The sequence below is a fragment of the Zoogloea sp. genome (assembly GCF_017302315.1).
Taxonomy (GTDB): Bacteria; Pseudomonadota; Gammaproteobacteria; order Burkholderiales; family Rhodocyclaceae; genus Zoogloea.
This window is the reverse complement of the sequence record NZ_JAFLDT010000015.1, coordinates 45,374-61,663: the sequence shown is the minus strand read 5'-3', so window position 1 is coordinate 61,663 and position 16,290 is coordinate 45,374. Positions and strand designations below refer to the sequence as shown.

The window sequence follows — 16,290 nt, the reverse complement described above, 5'->3', positions numbered from 1 at the left end:
GTGAAGCCGAAGGGGTTTATGGGACGCGCTGAGGGCGGCTGGAGGGGCTGTGGGGGCTGTGGGGGCTGTGGGGGCGACTTCAGTCGCCCACCCACGCGTCGATCACAGGCATGCCCTTGATCGACGTCCGCGGGCGACTGAAGTCGCCCCCACAAGTCGCCCCTGCAGGAGAGACCGTATCGACCGTCAGACGACGCGTCAAACGGAGGAAATCAGGGTGAATTCGACCCCGCGGGAGCTGGCGCGCTGGCAGTCAGATGAATTCAAACTGAGGAAAGTAGGTTCATTCGACCGCCTTCCCCCCGTCTCCCAGGTGCCGCCCCAGAAACCCGTCGAGGGCTTCGAGGTACTGGCGCCGGTGGGTGGGGTGGCCGAGGCTGTGGCCGGCGCCCTTGATCTCGACGTATTCGTGGCGGCGACCGGAGCGGGTGAGGGCTTGGACCATGCTGCGGGCCTGCTCCACCGGTACGGTCTGGTCGGCGTCGCCCTGGATGAGAAGCAGAGGCGTCTTGATGGCCTGGGTGTGGAACACCGGCGAGGTGGCGCGCAAGCGTGCGCTGTCGCTCCAGAAGCTGCCGAACTGCAGGCGGGCCAGGCTGCGCCCGCCCTGGCTGCGCAGATGGTGGATAAGGGCCTCGAGGTCGGTGACGCCGTTGATGCTGGCGGCGCAGCGGTAGGTGTCGGGGGTGCGGATGGTGCCCATCAGGGCGGCATAGCCCCCGTAGCTGCCGCCGACGATGCACACCCGCCCGGGGTCGGCGATGCCCTGCTGGATGGCCCATTCTACCGCGTCGGTAAGGTCGTCCTGCATCTCCAGCCCCCAGCGCTGCAGGCCGGCCATCTCGAAGCTGTGACCGTAGCCTGATGAACCCCGGAAATTGACCTGCATCACCGTGTAGCCCCGGCTGGCGAGGAATTCGGTCATGGGGTCGAAGTCGTTGCTGTCGCGGGTGTGGGGGCCACCGTGGGGCATGAGCACCAGGGGCCCGGGGGCCGCGCCGGCAGCCTTGGGGCGGGTGATCCAGGCGCGCAGCTGCAGGCCGTCCCGGGCGGTGATGCGGGCGGCCTGCTTGCCCACCAGCTGCGCCTTGGGAATGTGGGGGTATTGCTCGGCCAGCAGCGCCAGGCGGCCGTTCTCGCGGTCGCCGATGTAGTACTGCCCGGGCAGGCCGTTGCCGCTGGAACGCACGAGGTAACGGGTTTCGTCCCGGCTGAGTTCAATCAGCCGGTTGAAGCGGCCTGGCAGGGCCTTGTCGATCTCACCGGCCAGGGCGGCGAGCTCCGGGTCCCAGAAGCGGCTGGTCTGGCCGTCATCGTCCGCGTCACCCGTCAGCCCGACGGCCTCGCCGGTCAGCGGCGAGCGGACCAGGCGGCCGTCCAGGTCCTGTTCGGGGTGGGCGAGCCGCAGGACCCGGGGTAGGGCCGGGTCGCGCAGGTCGACGCTGAAGACGGCGTCGCGGCCTTCGTGGAGGGCCATGATGAAGAGCGTGTACGGGTCTTTGTCGAAACCCAGGGGCATGACGCTTTCGGCCGAGAACAGCGGGTAGGACCACAGGGTGCGCCAGTCGTGGCCGTCCGGGTCGCGGGTGATGATGTCGATCTGCTCGCCCTGCTGGCGGATGCCCAGACGGACCCGGTGCTGGGCGTCGGTCATCCAGTGGCCGACAAGGCGCTGGGGCGGCTCGACCATGCGGCGGCGGCCAGACTCGATATCCAGCTTGTAAACGGCGGGGCTGTGGGTGGTGGGGGCGTCCAGTGCGAGCAGGATGTGGCGGCCATCACCGGGCAGGAGGTCGACCACCTCGTCCTGGATCTGCTGGCCGGCGCGCAGCCCGGCGTCGTCCAGCGCGCTCAGGTCCCGCTGCTCGCCGCCGTCCCGGTCGATGGCCACGAGGCGGGTCTGGGCTCCGCCCTTCTGCTTGCGGTAGTGGACGCTGGCGATGAGTCGGTCGTTGGAGACCCAGCGCGCCCAGCCCAGGGCCATGGTCTTGTTGTCGGAGAAGAGCAGGTTGTGGATGGCTCCGCCGTCGGTGCCCTGGGTGACGAGCACGGTGCCGTCGGGCAGGTTCATCAGACCGGCGATGTGCTTGCCGTCGGGGGATAGGGTGACTCCGTTGATGAAGGGCAGCCGGGCCAGCTGCTCTGCACTGAGCGGTGGTGTGGCTGGGGCTGCGAGGACGGGGAGGGCGTACAACAGGGCGGCAAGGACCAGGGCCGGGAGACGACGCATTTCGAGTATTGAGAATTGTTATCGATTGCGACGGATCGTAGCATGGTTTGCGGATGGCATAGGGGGCTCGGTGTGTCCCGTGGTGTCGAATTCAACCCAATCTCCTCCGTTTGACGCGTCGTCTGACGGTCGATACGGCCTCTCCTGCCGGGGCGACTGAAGTCGCCCCTACAGCCCCCACAGTCTCCAGCCGCCCCCAGCGCGTCCCATAAACCCCTACAGCCTCACCCATCGGGTGATCCGGCCAGTGGAGGGTAAACCCGCGTCCGCATTGGGTTTGCGTGTGGTTCGGGGAGGACAGCCGAGGAAAATAGGTTCAATCGCCCCCAACGCTCTCCAATCCGTCTGCTCAGCCCAGCCTGGCCATCACCTCTCCGGCCACCCGGGTTTCCAGGTCGGCGGCGAGGCAGTCCACTTCCACCAGATCGCCCCAGTTTTCGCGAAAGTTGCGTTGCCAGGTGATCTGGCGTTTGGCCAGCTGGCGGGTGGCGAAGATGCCCTTGTCGCGGAAGGTGGCGAGGCTGCAGTGGCCTTCCAGGTATTCCAGGGCCTGGCGGTAGCCGACGCAGCGCATGGAGGGCAGGTTGGCGTCGAGCCGGTAGTGGCGGCGCAGCTGCTCCACCTCGTCTACAAAGCCGGCCAGCAGCATTGTATCGAAGCGCCTTTCGATGCGGGCGTGGAGCACGGCCCGGTCGCTGGGGGTGAGGGCCAGGGGAATCAGGCGGTGGGTGTCGGCGGCACTTTCGCGCCGGGCATAGCTGGTTGCCAGGGGCTGGCCGGTGAGGCGCACGATCTCCAGGGCGCGCTGGATGCGCTGGGCGTCATTGGGTTCCAGGCGGGCGGCGGCGTCGGGGTCGAGGCGGGCCAGCTCGGCATGCAGTGCGGGCCAGCCGTCCCGGGCGGCGGCCTCCTCGATCTCCCGGCGCAGGGCGGGGTCGGCCTCGGGCAGGTCGGAGAGGCCTTCGCGCAGGGCTTTGTAATACAGCATGGTGCCGCCCACCAGCAGGGGGATGCGCCCCCGGGCGGTGATCTCGCTCATCAACTGGCGGGCGTCGGCGCAGAAGCGGGCGGCGGAATAGGCTTCCTCGGGGCTGAGGATGTCGATCAGATGATGGGGGCAGGCGGCCTGCTCTTCGGCGGTGGGCTTGGCCGTGCCGATGTCCATGCCCCGGTATACCAGGGCCGAGTCGACGCTGATGATCTCCACCGGCAGGCTGCGGGCGAGGGCCAGGGCGCAGGCCGTCTTGCCGCTGGCGGTGGGGCCCATCAGCAGGATGGCGGGCGGAAGCGGGGGCGTTTGGGGCATGATGCGCCTTTCGATGGGACGCGCATTGTAGCGGTTGGGATTGGCCTATGAGCATGGGGATGAGGCGGGCGTGGCATGCCCTGGTGATGGTCTGGCTGCTGCTGTGGGCCGGGCTGGCGACGGCGGCGGGGCCGCTGTTCCTGTGGGAGCTGCGGGATGCCGGGGGCGGGCTGCGGGCCTGGCTGTACGGCACCATCCATGTTTGCGATGCGGCCTGCTTTCCGCTGCCAGGTGAGGTGCGCAAGGCGCTTGCCACAGCCGACAGTCTGGCCCTGGAGCTGGATCTCGCCGACCCGGCGGTGATGCAGCGCCTCGGCGAGGCGGCCCTGCTGCCCGCCGGCACGCGCCTCGATGCCCGGCTGCCGCCGGCTCTGCGTCCGCGCCTGGTACTGGCTTCCACTCGCATGGGGCTGCCACCCGAGGCCGTGCAGCGTCTGCAGCCTTGGATGGTGAGCACCCTGCTGACCGTGCGTTTGGCCGAGACGGTGGGCTTTCGCACCGAGCAGGGAGTGGATCTTTGGCTGGCCGGCGCGGCCAGGGCAACGGGCAAACCCCTGTGGGCGCTGGAAACCGTTGATCGGCAGATCGAGGCCTTGTCCGGTGGTGGCGATGCGGCCCAGTTGGCCGGCCTCACCGAGGTGATCGAGCTGATCGAGTCGGGTGAGGCCCGCGCTTACTTCCAGAGCATGCTGGACGCCTGGCGGACGGGGGACGTGGCAGCCCTCGACCACTTGCTGAGGGAGGCCTTGTCCACGGAGGCGATGGTGCCGCTCTTCGTGGAGATGCTCGACCGCCGCAACCGGGAGATGGCGGATACCCTCGTCAGCCGCCTGAACAGCGGTGAGCGGCCCTTCGTCGCGGTGGGCGCCGGTCATTTTGGCGGGCCTGCCGGGCTGCTGGCAGAGCTGGCCGGGCGGGGCTATCAGTTGAAACAGGTGGAGCCGGCCCCCGGCTCGGAGTGATGATCGCAACCGGGAGCGGCACTATGGAAGACATCTTCATCAGTTACGCCAGCGAGGACCGGGAGCAGGCCCGCCGATTTGCCGAGGCCTTCGCCGCCCGTGGCTGGTCGGTGTGGTGGGACCGGCACATCGTGCCCGGGGAGGCTTTCGACACCCGCATTGAGCAGGCACTGGACGCGGCGCAGTGCGTGGTGGTGCTGTGGTCGGCCTCGTCGGTGGCCTCGGAGTGGGTGAGGAACGAGGCTGCTGTGGGTGCCGAGCGGGGGGTTTTGGTGCCGGCGATGATCGAGCCGGTGAAGCTGCCCCTGGAGTTTCGCCGTAAGCAGACGGCCGACCTGTGTGCTTGGCGGGGCGATCCGGCTCATCCCGGGTTCGTGTCTCTGTGCAATGGGATAGCGCGGGCGCTTGGTGAGGCGGGGCGTCTGCCGCCTCCTGCCACCTCGGGTGGCGTACCGCGGCCGGAGCGCGACAGACCCGGCCCGGCACGCTTCACCTTGCTGGCAGGGACTTTGGCTGCGCTGGGGCTGCTGGCCTGGTGGTCGTGGGGGCAGCGGGCTGTCGATCCCGTCGATGTGCCCCCTGCGGCGCCGGCCAGACTCGAGCGACCGGCGGGCGGCGGGCCTGATGTATCCCTGGCGGCGCGCGTTGCCGGCACCTACTTCGGCGACGTGATCGCAGATTCGAAGGGCAGTTCGCGCAGTGACGTGAGCGTGACCTTGACGGCCACCGATGGGCGCAGTGTGCGGGTGAGCAGCGATTACCCCCGCATTCCCGTCGTCGATGTGCCACTCACCCGGGCCGGCGAGCAGGTCATCAGTGCGGCAGGGGATACCGCTCTGATGGTGGACCTTTCCAGGCATCCGCCCCAGCTGACCTACTCGCCCCGTGGTGAGCTGAGCTTCAGCGGAGTGCGCCAGTGAGGGGGTGGGGAAGCGTGGCGGTGGGCATGGGGTTGACGTTTTTCAGTGCCGTTGCGGCGGCGGGAACGGTGGCCATTGACGTGGGCCATTACCTGGAACGCCCCGGTGCCATCAGTGCCTATGGTGTGACGGAGTTTGAATACAACCACGCCCTGGCGGCAGTGTTGGCCGCCCGACTGGCATCGGAAGGTGTGCCGGTGCGCCTGATCGGCCATCGGGGCGAAATGGCCGACCTGCGGGCCCGCCCCCGGGAGGCCGAGGCGGCCGGGGCGGGCTTCTTCCTGTCCATCCACCATGACTCAGTGAAGGAGGAACACCTCCGGCCGTGGAACTGGAATGGCCGCGCCCTGCGTCACGCCGAGGGCTTCGCCGGTTTTTCACTGTTCGTGTCGCGGCTCAATCCGCGCCTGGACGAGAGCCGGGCCTGCGCCAGTGCCATTGGAGCGGCCCTGCGCCGGGCCGGCCTGGCGGTGGCGACCCATCACGGCGTTTCCTCGGCCGGTGTGGAACGCCCGTTGGCTGACGAGGCCAACGGGGTGTATTTCTACGACAACCTGGTGGTACTGAAGACCGCGACCGTGCCGGCCGTGCTGCTGGAGGCGGGTGTGATCGTGAATCGGGATGAGGAGCGTGATCTGGCCAGCGCTGCACGCCGTGCCCTGACCGCTGACGCCGTGTTGCAGGGGCTACAACAGTGCGGCGTGGCGATTGCCCCGTGACCGCGCCGATCAGATCGGCCAGAATGCCAAGCGCACGTCCAGACACTCGGGATCGACCATGAAGACTGTCCTGCTTTCCTACTTCTCTGCCGCCCGCAGCCTGACCCAGCGGGGTGTGCTATGGCATCTGATGTGGCCGACCCTGGCCGCCGCCATCGTATGGACCTCCCTGCTGGTGTCGAGCTGGAGCAGCCTGGTGGAGGTGGGCAACCGTTTGATTACCGGCATGCCCCTGGTGGGGGGCTGGCTGGCGGCCTCGGAAACCGCGTTGCTGGTGGCGTTGGTGATGTACAAGATCGGCCTTGTGGTGCTGGCCCTGCCCATCATCTACGTGACGGCGGCCTTTCTTGTCGCAGCGGTGGCCCTGCCGCTGATGGCCGAGAAGGTGGCCGGTATGGACTACGCCGACATTGCCCGTCGCCGGGGAGGGAGCCAGATGGGCAGCGTCTGGAATGCCCTGGTATCGGTACTGCAATTCCTGCTGCTGCTGGCGCTCAGCCTGCCCCTCTGGTTGATCCCGGGTGTCGGGCTGATTCTCTCGCTGGTGCTCACCGCATGGCTCAACCAGCGTGCCTTTCGCTACGATGCCCTGATGGCCCATGCGGATGCCTTCGAGATGAAGGATCTGCCCGCGCGCCATGCCAGCGGCCTGTTCGGGGTGGGGCTGCTGGGTGCGGTGATGGCCCACGTGCCCTTCATCAACCTGTTTGCGCCGGCACTCTCCGGGCTGGCCTTTGTCCATTACCTGCTGTCTGCCCTGCGGGTGAGTCGGCAAAGCGAGAACATCATCGAGGTGAAATGAATGGCTGATCACACTGCGCCGTCCTTCGGCGCCATCATCATTGGCGACGAACTGTTGTCTGGTCGTCGCGAAGACAAGCATCTGGGCAAGGTACTCGAACTGCTCAAGGCCCGCGGCCTGCGCCTGGCATCGGTGCGCTATGTGGGTGACGAACGCCCGCGTCTGGTCCAGACCCTGCGGGAGAGCTTTGCCGGCAGCGACATCGTGTTCAGCTTCGGCGGCATCGGTGCCACCCCGGACGACCACACCCGTCAGGCCGCCGCAGAGGCTCTGGCCCTGCCCCTGGCCCTGCACCCGGAGGCGGAGGCCGAGATCCGTGCCCGTTTTGGTGACGAGACCACTCATCAGCGTTTGCAGATGGGGGTGTATCCCGAGGGGAGCGAGATCATCCCCAATCCCTACAACCGCATTCCCGGCTTCTCCATCCGCAACCATTTCTTTGTACCGGGCTTTCCGGTAATGGCCTGGCCGATGGTGGAATGGGTGCTCGACACGCGCTTCGCCCACCTGCATCACCAGGCGGACTACGTGGAGCGCTCCATCATCGTGTGGGATGCCCTGGAGGGGCAGCTCATCGACTTCATGGAGCGCATCACCGCCGACTTTCCGGACGCAACACTGTTCAGCCTGCCCAGCGTCGGTGGGGAGGATGGACGGCGCCATATCGAGCTGGGGATGAAGGGACCGGCTGCGCGGGTGGCCGAAGCGATGGCCCTCATCACCGCGGAGATGACGCGCCGTGCCTACCATTGGGAGCCGACGGGAAACCCCTGAGTGGCCAAGGACGCCTCCGGTGCTTACCGAGATTTTCCCGGCCGGCGCTGGCTGGTGGTGGCCCTGCGCGCAGCGCACCTTGCCGGTGTAGTGGGGGTCGGGGCGGGCTTGCTGGCGCTACCGGGTGGGCCGCCGGTTGGCTTTGTGTACCTGATGGTGGCCTCGGGTGTCGCCATGGCGGCGCTGGATGCCTGGTCCAACCCGGTATGGCTGCGTGAGCTTGCCGGGCTTTCCCTGTTGCTCAAGTTTGCCCTGCTGGGATGGCTTGTGGCTGCCGATGAGGGGGTGCAGCGCCTGCTGTTCTGGGCCATCCTGGTGTTCTCGGTGATTTTTGCCCACGCTCCGGCGAGCTTTCGGCATCGCCGCGTGGGGCGTCACTAGGGCGGGCTCGTCCCTGCTTGGCGTGGGGAGGGACGGCTTCAGGCGTCCGTGGATACGGGCCACCGGTCTGTGCTCCTGCAATAGTCCGGCGGTGAGTGCATTCGATCGGGTGTCACTGTGTTGAATTATTCATACCGTACTCTCCCCCTCCGTTTCAGGAACACACGGAGGGCACCATGCAGAACGAGTGGATTCCGGGCAAGACAGCGGCCGGGGTGGAAGAGATCGCCACCCGTGCCAGGCGGCTTCCGCCACGCCTGCGAACCTTGTTGATCCTGGTCGATGGTCGGCGTGGCGGGCGTCAGCTCGCCGAGCTTGTGGGGGACATTTCCGTTGCTGAGGCGCTGGCTGAACTGGCCGGACTCGGTCTCGTCACGCCCATGCCTTCTGCCCCGCACCACCCGCCCAACGTGCTTGAGCCGGCCAGCCGGGCGTCGGCAGCCCGCGGGCCGGGTGGTGGGCGACGCTCTCTCGCCCTGGCCCGCTTCTACCTGCTGGATGCCATGGAGCAAAGCCTGCGTACCGGCGATGCGCCCGTGCGCGAGCACTTGCGCAAAGCCACCACCCGGGCCGAGTTGCTGGAGGCCTTCGAGATGTGCCGCACCATCGCGGCCGAGGTGGGGGTGGCCCATGTGGCCACCATCGAGACGCGCTTCATGGGCATGCTGCCCGATGAAGGCTGATCGCAATCAGTCCTTGAATCGGGCCGTGCGAGCCACTATAGTTCAGTCGTCCCAAGGGGGAGTAGCTCCACGTCGGCAGGCCGTCAATACGAAACATTCCGCAGGATCTGCGTGATGTCTCCGGCTTCCGGGCAGTTGCCAGGTTTTTAGGCGACTGTGAGCAAGACCTTTGCCGCGATGGCAAAGTATCTTCAGGCAAGCCGGCTCCCCTGCCGGACCAGCTCAAAGGCCTTTCGCCGTTGCCGGACGAAAGGCCTTTTTGTTTGGTTCCGATTTGGGAGAGATGTGATGGAGAGTATTGGTACCTGGTGGATGTGGGCGGGCTTTGCCGCCGTGGTGGTGGTCATGCTGGCCATCGACCTGTTCCTGGTGGGGGGGGGCAAGGAACACAAGGTGTCGGTCCGCGAGGCCGGCATCTGGACCGTGGTGTGGGTGAGTGTGGCCATGCTGTTTGCCGGCGCCCTGTGGTGGTATCTGGATGGGGCCGCGGGCCGCGAGGTCGCCAATGCCCGAACGCTCGAGTTTGTGACCGGCTATCTCATCGAGAAGGCGCTGGCCGTCGATAACGTCTTTGTCTGGCTGATGCTGTTCTCCTTCTTTGCCGTGCCGCCGGAGCTGCAGAAGCGGGTGCTGATCTACGGCGTGCTGGGTGCCATCGTGATGCGTACCGGCATGATTTTCGCGGGGGCCTGGCTGATCAGCCAGTTCCACTGGGTGCTGTATCTCTTCGGCGCCTTCCTGCTGGCCACCGGCGTGAAGATGATGTGGTTTGCCGGGCATGAGCAGAATTTGGAGAAGAACCCGCTGCTGCGCTGGCTGCGTGGGCACATGAAGATCACCAACGAGTTTCACCATGAGCGCTTCTTCGTGATGAAGGAGGAGGGCGGCAAGTGGGTGCGCTACGCCACGCCCCTGTTCCTGGCCCTGGTGCTGGTGGAGATCTCCGACCTGATCTTTGCGGTGGACTCGATCCCGGCGATCTTCGCCATCACCACCGACCCGTTCATCGTGCTCACCTCCAACGTGTTCGCCATTCTTGGTCTGCGCGCCATGTACTTCCTGCTGGCTGACTTTGCCGGGCGCTTCTCGCTGCTCAAGTATGGTCTGGCGGCGGTGCTGATGTTCATCGGGGGCAAGATGCTGCTGATCGACGTGGTGAAGATCCCGGTGGGCATCTCCCTGGGCGTGGTGGCGCTGCTGATCACCATCTCGGTGGTGCTGTCCCTGCGCAAGGACCGCCTGGAGAGCTCGGCTCAGCAGGGCTGATGCTGGACGGGGCCCGGCCGCGTGGTGCATGCTGCCTGGCCCCGATATTCCGAGACTGTCTGCTGTCGTGCTGATCCGCAATGAAACCCCGGCCGATGCTGCCGCCGTGCATGAACTGAATGTTGCTGCCTTTGAGGGCAGTACCGAAGCCGATATGGTGGACGCCCTGCGCGGTCACACCTTTCCCTATGTGTCCCTGGTGGCCGACGATAAGGGGGTGATCGCGGGGCACATCCTGTTCACCCCGGTGCATCTGCCCGGCCACCCCCGGGCGCGGCTGATGGCCCTGGCGCCCTTGGCCGTGCTGCAGGGTTACCAGCGCAGCGGGGTGGGCTCGGCCCTGGTGGAGGCTGGGCTGGCCCAGGCCCGCGAGGCCGGCGCCGGCGCGGTGGTGGTGCTGGGCCATCCCGGTTATTACCCGCGTTTCGGCTTCGTACCGGCGTCGCGCCACGGCATCCGCTGCACCTACATGGACGCCGACGAGGTGCCCGACGAGGCCTACATGATCATCGAGCTGCAGCCCGGCCACCTGGAGGGGCTGGCCGGCTGCGTCGAGTATCACACGGCCTTCTCGGCCGTCTAGCCGCTATTCCCCGCCAGGCGGCGCAGCAGCGGCCGCCACATCTCGCCCTGGTGCACTGCCAGGCCGAGCAGGATCAGCCCGGTGCCGGCCCACAGGCGCAGGCCGATCTCCTCGCCGTTGAGCAGATTCCCCAGCAGCAGGGCCAGCACGGGTGTGATCAGGGTGATCAGCGCCACCCGCGAGGCCTCCAGGTGCTTGATCACGTAGTAGTAGAGGGCAAAGCCCAGTACCGACCCGAAGACCCCGAGATAGACGATGGCGGCGCCGGCACGGGGTGGAATCGCCACCGGAATCCGCCCGTCGCTGAGCAGCCAGAGCAGGGCGAAGAAGGGCAGCGCGACGCTCAGCGTACCCACGGTGGTGGCGAGGGGCGGGCTGTCGTCACCGATGTGCTTGAGGGACACCAGGCTGCCCGAATACACCAGTACCGCCGCCAGCAAGGCCACCAGGCCCGCCAGGGCATGCTCGCCGCCCAGGCTGTCGCCATGCACGAAGATCACCCCCAGCCCGGCGGCCCCCAGCAGGGTGCCGGCGAGGCGTGCCGGAGTGAGAGCCCGCTCGCCCAGGAACAGGGCAGCCAGCACCGCCGCGAACAGGGGCGACAGGCCGAACAGCACCGCCACCAGCCCGGAGTTCACGTAGCGGGCGCCCCAATAAGTCAGTGCCATGGCCCCGAACAGGCCGACACCGCCCGACAGGTAGGCCCGTCGTGCCCGGGCGTGCAGCGGAAAGCCGACGCGCCCCACCAGCACCAGCAGTCCGGCCACCAGCGTCCCGATGGCCATGCGGGCGAGCACGGCGAAGGCGAAGCCTGCGCCCTCGGTGCTCCACTGGATGGCCAGGGGCGTGGTGGACCAGATCAGGATGATGCCGAGGTAGGCGGCGGGCAGGGACATGGGAGGCTCCTGAAAATGAAAAAGGCCGCGGAGGGAAATCCGCGGCCTGTCGTGAAATCGGTGCAACTACCCGATCAACCCGATCCCGGCCCCGGACGGACGGCCACGCGCCAGGCGCGCAGGGCGCGACGATGGAGGGCCAGGAGGGGGTAGGACGTGCAGGGCATGGGACCATTCTGGCTGCCAGCCCTGCGGCACGTCAAGCGGCACACCATCAGTGGGCCGCCGCCTGGGGGGCGTAGCTGTCTTTCCAGCCGCCACCGAGGGCCTTGAACAGATCCACCGAAGAGGACAGCCGGGCCTGGCGGTTCTGCACCCAGGCGAGGGTGGCGTCGTTGCTGGTGCGTTGGGCCGTGAGCACTTCCAGGTAGGGTGAGTAGCCGCTGTCGTAACGGGCCTGGGCGAGTTGCAGGCTGCGTTTCGCAGCCTGCATGGCCTGGCCGAGGGCGACTTCGCTGTCACCGTTCTGGCGGACGGTGATCAGGGCATCGTTCACCTCGCGGAAGGCGGTCTGCACCGATTTGCGATAGGCCTCGAGGCTCTGTTTCTGCTGGGCGCTGACCTGCTCCACCTGGGCGCGCAGACGGCCACCCTCGAAGATGGGTTGGGTCAGGCCGGCGCCGATGGACCACACTGCGGCGGCGGGGCTGAACAGATCCGACAGGTCGCGGCTTTCCCGGCCGAGGGAGCCGGTCAGGGTGATGCTCGGGAACAGGGCGGCCTTGGCCACCCCGATCTTCGCGTTGGCGGCAATCAGGTCGGTTTCGGCCTTGCGCACGTCGGGGCGGGCTTCGAGCAGGCTGGAGGGCAGACCGGCCGGGGGCGTCGGCGGCACCGGCAGGCTGCGCAGATCACCCGCGGCCACCTTCAGGCCGGGCTGGCCGACCAGCAGGCCGAGCAGGCTTTCGGCCAGGGCACGGTTTTTCTCCAACTGCACCTGGGCTGCGGTGTAGGTGGCCAGGGCGCCTTCGGCCTGCTGCACGTCCAGCTGCGACACGTAGCCGCCGTCGAAGCGCACGCGGGCAAGCTGGGTGCTCTTGGCCTGGCTGCTCACCGAGTCGCGATTCACCAGCAGTTGGGCGTCGAGGGCACGCAGGTTGAGATAGGCCTGGGTGACGCTGGCCGCGAGGCTCAAGGACACGGTCTCGCTGGTGTAGCGGGTGCCCAGGGCCTGGGCGCGGGCCGCCTCCGAGGCACGCCGCAGCTTGCCCCACACATCCAGCTCGAAGGACGTGGACAGGCCGATCTTGTTGGTGTTGCGCAGCAGCCCGGTGGGCTCGACGGCGTTGGGCAGGATGGTGCGGCTGCGCGAGATGCCGGCGTTGGCGTCGATCTGGGGCAGCAGGGCCGCATTTACCTGGCGCAGCACCGCGTCGGCTTCCTCGATGCGGGCGGCAGCGGTCAGGGCGTCCGGACTGCTGGTCAGGGCCTGGTCCACCAGGGCATCCAGTTGCGCGTCGCCGAACAGGGTCCACCAGCGGCTGGCGACCGCGGGCGTGGTGGTGGGGGCACCGGCCATGGGTTCGCCGGCGTAGCTGTCGGGCAGGGCCACCCGGGCGTCGGGACGCTGGTAGTCGGGGCCCAGGGCACAGCCGGCCAGGGCCAGGGGAATGGCGAGGGCCAGCAGGGTCAGACGGGGGCGGATCACGGCTTCACCTCCTGGGTGCCGGTGTGGGGCAGGTCGCCTGCGGGGTGGCGGGGCTTGTTGCGGCTCAGCCACTTGAAGAACAGGGGAATGAAGACGGTGGCGATGAAGGTGGCGGCGATCATGCCCCCCACCACCCCGGTACCCATCGAGCGCCGCGCGGCGGCACCGGCGCCCGACGAGATCGCCAGGGGCAGCACGCCAAGGATGAAGGCCAGGGAGGTCATCACGATGGGGCGGAAGCGCAGCCGGGCGGCCTCGACCGCCGCATCGATCACGCTCATGCCTTCGGCCTGCTTCTGGGCCGCAAACTCGACGATCAGGATCGCGTTCTTGGCCGCCAGGCCGATCAGCACCACCAGCCCGATCTGGAAGTAGATGTCGTTGGGCATGCCGCGCAGCAGCACGGCCACCAGGGCCCCGAACATGGCGAAGGGCACCGCCATGATCACCGCCAGGGGCAGGGACCACTTCTCGTACTGGGCCGCGAGGATCAGGAAGACCATGATGATGCCGAACACGAAGGCGATGATGGAGGCGCTGCCGGTGCGCTTTTCCTGGAAGGCCTGGCCGACCCACTCGGTGCGGTAGCCTTCCGGCAGGGTGGCGAGGGCCACTTCTTCGACGGCCTTGATGGCGTCGCCGGAGCTGTAGCCCGGGGCGGCGTTGCCCAGCACCTTGGCCGACACGAAGCCATTGAAGCGCTCCACCAGCTCGGCACCGGTGACCATGCTGACCTTGGCCACCGCCGACAGGGGCACCATGGCGCCGGTGGCGCTGCGCACATAGGGCTTGAGCAGGTCTTCGGGCTTCATCCGGTAGGCGGCGTCGGCCTGGACCTGGACCTTGTAGGTCTTGCCGCTGCGGTTGAAGTCGTTGACGTACAGCACGCCGGTGCTGGCCTGCAGGGTGGCGTAGATCGAGTCGAGGGGAATGCCCATGGACAAGGCCTTGGGTTCATCGACCTCCACGTAGAGCTGGGGCGCGGTCACGCGGAAGAAGGTGTTGAGGCCGGTCAGCTCGGGGCGCTGCTTGAGGGCTTCGACGAACTGCCCGGTGACTGCAGCGAGGTTGCGCGGATCGCCATCAGCCCGGTTCTGCACATACACCTCGAAGCCGCCTGCAGTACCGAGGCCCTGGATGGGGGGCGGGTTGAAGACCAGGCCCATGCCGTCGGGCAGGCTCATGCCGATGCCCATGAACTTGCCGGCCATCTCGCTCGTGGTGACGGTGCGCTGGTCCCAGGGCTTGAAGATGATGAAGGTGGTTGCCACGCTGGGCCGGTTGTTGCCTGTGATGAAGTCCACCCCGTTGATGAAGAAGATGTTCTCGATGTCATCGGACATGACGCGCTGACGCATCTGTTCGGCGGCGACGCCGGTGCGTTGCCCGGAAGCGCCATCGCTGAGGGTGACGAAGCCGAACAGGTAGCCCTGGTCTTCGGAGGGGACGAAGCTGCCCGGCACGACGCGCAGCAGCCAGGCCGCGGCGCCGATGGTCAGCAGGAACACCAGGGTGCCGACGATGCCGTGACGCAGGGTCAGGCCGACGGTGTTGGTGTAGCTGCGGGTAAAGCGCTCGAACAGGCGGTTGAAGGGCCGGAACAGGGGCTTCTCTTCATGGGTGGGCTTGAGCAGCAGGGCGCACAGGGCGGGGGTGAGGGTCAGGGCGACGATGCCCGAGATCACCACCGCCACCGCCACCGTCACGGCAAACTGCTTGTAGAGCATGCCGGCGATGCCGCCCAGGAAGGCCACGGGCACGAACACCGCGCACAGCACCAGCACGATGGCGATGACGGCGCCCGACACCTCCCGCATGGCCTCGATGGCCGCGTCCTTGGGGGACATCTTCTGCTCGTTCATCAGGCGCTCGACGTTCTCGAGCACCACGATGGCGTCATCCACGACGATGCCGATGGCCAGCACCATGGCGAACAGGGTCAGGGTGTTGATGGAGAAGCCGAACAGCCACATGCCGGCGAAGGTGCCGATCAGGGACACCGGCACCGCCACGATGGGGATCAGGGTGGCGCGCCAGTTCTGCAGGAACAGGTACACCACGGCGATCACCAGCAGTGCGGCTTCGACGAGGGTCTTGATGACCTCCTTGGCGGACTCCTGGATGAAGCGGGTGGTGTCGTAGGGCACGAAGTACTCCATGCCCTTGGGGAACTGCTTGGACATCTCGTCCAGGCGGGCGCGTACCAGCTTGGCGGTCTGCAGGGCGTTGGCGCCGGACTGCAGGTAGATGCCCATGCCGGACACCGGGGATCCGTTCACGCGGGCGCTGCGGTCGTAGTTGTCGGCACCCAGCTCGATGCGCGCCACATCCTTCAGGCGCACCAGGCCGTTGGGGCCTTCGGCGCGCAGCACGATGTTGCCGAAATCCTCAGGGGTCAGCAGGCGACCCTTGGCGGTGACGGTGTAGGTGAGCTGCTGGCCGTTGAGCACCGGCTCGGCGCCGATCTTGCCGGCGGCGTTCTGGGCATTCTGGACGCGGATGGCGGCGGCCACATCGGAGGTGGTGACCCCCAGCTTGGCCATCACGTCGGGCTTCAGCCACACGCGCATGGCGTAGATCGGGTCGAATAGCTGGGCGTCGCCCACGCCGGGGATGCGGCGGATCTCCTCGATCACGTTGAGGGACACGTAGTTCGACAGGTAGAGGGCGTCGAAGGTGTTGTCCGGGGAGCGCAGCGCCGCAAACATCAGGATGTTGTTGGAGCGCTTCTGCACCAGCACGCCAGTGCGTCTCACGTCATCGGGCAGGCGCGGCTCGGCCACCTTGACCCGGTTGTTCACGGCGATCAGCGCCGTGTCCGGGTTGGTGCCCACCTCGAAGGTGGCGGTGATGCTGACCGTGCCGTTGGAGGTGCTCTGGGAGTTGTAGTAGAGCAGGCCCTCGACACCCGATAGCTGCTCCTCGATGGGCGCAGCGACGGTCTTGGAGAGGGTCTCGGCGTTGGCGCCGGGGAAGGTGGCGGAGATGATCACCGTGGGCGGCGTGATCTCCGGATACTGGGCGACCGGCAGGGTGAGCGAGGCCATGAGGCCGGCGATCACGATGACGATGGAGATGACCGAGGCAAAGATCGGCCGGCTGATGAAGAAGCGTGACATG

At 67.3% G+C, this 16,290-nt stretch carries 14 protein-coding genes; 9 read left to right on the top strand and 5 right to left on the bottom strand.

From position 1 onward, the window contains the following. Positions 1–283 precede the first annotated feature (283 nt). Together J0L98_RS07375 and miaA are read right to left on the bottom strand one after the other, a co-directional pair. A complete protein-coding gene (locus tag J0L98_RS07375) occupies positions 284–2,230 on the bottom strand; it encodes a S9 family peptidase (protein WP_296410993.1) in 1,947 nt (648 codons plus the stop codon). A 349-nt stretch (positions 2,231–2,579) separates the two neighbouring features. Continuing rightward, on the bottom strand, positions 2,580–3,536 hold the full coding sequence (gene miaA / locus J0L98_RS07370) for a tRNA (adenosine(37)-N6)-dimethylallyltransferase MiaA (RefSeq protein WP_296410992.1): 957 nt from the start codon (positions 3,534–3,536) through the stop codon (positions 2,580–2,582). A 59-nt stretch (positions 3,537–3,595) separates the two neighbouring features. On the opposite strand from miaA, the gene J0L98_RS07365 reads away from it, so the two are divergent. The 9 genes from J0L98_RS07365 (at position 3,596) to J0L98_RS07325 (ending at position 10,626) form a co-directional block, all read left to right on the top strand. Continuing rightward, the gene (locus J0L98_RS07365) at positions 3,596–4,498 is read left to right on the top strand and encodes a TraB/GumN family protein (RefSeq protein ID WP_296410991.1); all 903 of its coding nucleotides are present in this window, start codon (positions 3,596–3,598) and stop codon (positions 4,496–4,498) included. Positions 4,499–4,521: 23 nt separating this feature from the next. Continuing rightward, complete coding sequence (locus J0L98_RS07360; RefSeq protein ID WP_296410990.1) at positions 4,522–5,418, top strand: toll/interleukin-1 receptor domain-containing protein; 897 nt, start codon at positions 4,522–4,524, stop codon at positions 5,416–5,418. A 26-nt stretch (positions 5,419–5,444) separates the two neighbouring features. Continuing rightward, positions 5,445–6,137: an N-acetylmuramoyl-L-alanine amidase gene (locus J0L98_RS07355; protein WP_296410989.1), complete on the top strand. Its 693-nt coding sequence runs from the start codon at positions 5,445–5,447 to the stop codon at positions 6,135–6,137. Between the two features lie 58 nt (positions 6,138–6,195). Beyond that, a complete protein-coding gene (locus J0L98_RS07350; RefSeq protein ID WP_296410988.1) occupies positions 6,196–6,939 on the top strand; it encodes an EI24 domain-containing protein in 744 nt (247 codons plus the stop codon). After that, positions 6,940–7,713, top strand: a complete 774-nt coding sequence (locus J0L98_RS07345; protein WP_296410987.1) for a molybdopterin-binding protein — start codon at positions 6,940–6,942, stop codon at positions 7,711–7,713. Further along, positions 7,714–8,094, top strand: coding sequence for a hypothetical protein (locus J0L98_RS07340; RefSeq protein WP_296410986.1), 381 nt, complete (start codon positions 7,714–7,716; stop codon positions 8,092–8,094). A 176-nt stretch (positions 8,095–8,270) separates the two neighbouring features. Further along, the gene (locus J0L98_RS07335) at positions 8,271–8,777 is read left to right on the top strand and encodes a hypothetical protein (RefSeq protein WP_296410985.1); all 507 of its coding nucleotides are present in this window, start codon (positions 8,271–8,273) and stop codon (positions 8,775–8,777) included. A gap of 288 nt (positions 8,778–9,065) precedes the next feature. After that, a complete protein-coding gene (locus J0L98_RS07330) occupies positions 9,066–10,043 on the top strand; it encodes a TerC family protein (RefSeq protein WP_296410984.1) in 978 nt (325 codons plus the stop codon). 67 nt (positions 10,044–10,110) lie between these two features. After that, the gene (locus J0L98_RS07325; protein WP_296410983.1) at positions 10,111–10,626 is read left to right on the top strand and encodes an N-acetyltransferase; all 516 of its coding nucleotides are present in this window, start codon (positions 10,111–10,113) and stop codon (positions 10,624–10,626) included. Here the strand turns inward: J0L98_RS07325 and J0L98_RS07320 are convergent. From J0L98_RS07320 to J0L98_RS07310, 3 genes are all read right to left on the bottom strand, one after another. Continuing rightward, positions 10,623–11,522: a DMT family transporter gene (locus J0L98_RS07320; protein WP_296410982.1), complete on the bottom strand. Its 900-nt coding sequence runs from the start codon at positions 11,520–11,522 to the stop codon at positions 10,623–10,625. The two genes, J0L98_RS07325 and J0L98_RS07320, sit on opposite strands and share 4 nt — an antisense overlap. 214 nt (positions 11,523–11,736) lie before the next feature. Continuing rightward, positions 11,737–13,170, bottom strand: coding sequence for an efflux transporter outer membrane subunit (locus tag J0L98_RS07315; protein WP_296410981.1), 1,434 nt, complete (start codon positions 13,168–13,170; stop codon positions 11,737–11,739). Further along, entirely contained in the window at positions 13,167–16,289 is a 3,123-nt protein-coding gene (locus J0L98_RS07310) for a multidrug efflux RND transporter permease subunit (RefSeq protein WP_296410980.1), read from the bottom strand. The genes J0L98_RS07315 and J0L98_RS07310 overlap by 4 nt, the downstream gene beginning before the upstream one ends. Between the last annotated feature and the right edge of the window lies 1 nt (position 16,290).

What these genes read in the sequence shown, in the direction of transcription:
- J0L98_RS07350 (WP_296410988.1), top strand. Translation starts at nt 6,196, where the DNA reads ATGAAGACTGTCCTGCTTTCCTACTTCTCTGCCGCCCGCAGCCTGACC.
- J0L98_RS07360 (WP_296410990.1), top strand. Translation starts at nt 4,522, where the DNA reads ATGGAAGACATCTTCATCAGTTACGCCAGCGAGGACCGGGAGCAGGCC.
- miaA (WP_296410992.1), bottom strand. Translation starts at nt 3,536, where the DNA reads ATGCCCCAAACGCCCCCGCTTCCGCCCGCCATCCTGCTGATGGGCCCC.
- J0L98_RS07355 (WP_296410989.1), top strand. Translation starts at nt 5,445, where the DNA reads ATGGGGTTGACGTTTTTCAGTGCCGTTGCGGCGGCGGGAACGGTGGCC.
- J0L98_RS07365 (WP_296410991.1), top strand. Translation starts at nt 3,596, where the DNA reads ATGAGGCGGGCGTGGCATGCCCTGGTGATGGTCTGGCTGCTGCTGTGG.
- J0L98_RS07330 (WP_296410984.1), top strand. Translation starts at nt 9,066, where the DNA reads ATGGAGAGTATTGGTACCTGGTGGATGTGGGCGGGCTTTGCCGCCGTG.
- J0L98_RS07335 (WP_296410985.1), top strand. Translation starts at nt 8,271, where the DNA reads ATGCAGAACGAGTGGATTCCGGGCAAGACAGCGGCCGGGGTGGAAGAG.
- J0L98_RS07310 (WP_296410980.1), bottom strand. Translation starts at nt 16,289, where the DNA reads ATGTCACGCTTCTTCATCAGCCGGCCGATCTTTGCCTCGGTCATCTCC.
- J0L98_RS07320 (WP_296410982.1), bottom strand. Translation starts at nt 11,522, where the DNA reads ATGTCCCTGCCCGCCGCCTACCTCGGCATCATCCTGATCTGGTCCACC.
- J0L98_RS07375 (WP_296410993.1), bottom strand. Translation starts at nt 2,230, where the DNA reads ATGCGTCGTCTCCCGGCCCTGGTCCTTGCCGCCCTGTTGTACGCCCTC.
- J0L98_RS07345 (WP_296410987.1), top strand. Translation starts at nt 6,940, where the DNA reads ATGGCTGATCACACTGCGCCGTCCTTCGGCGCCATCATCATTGGCGAC.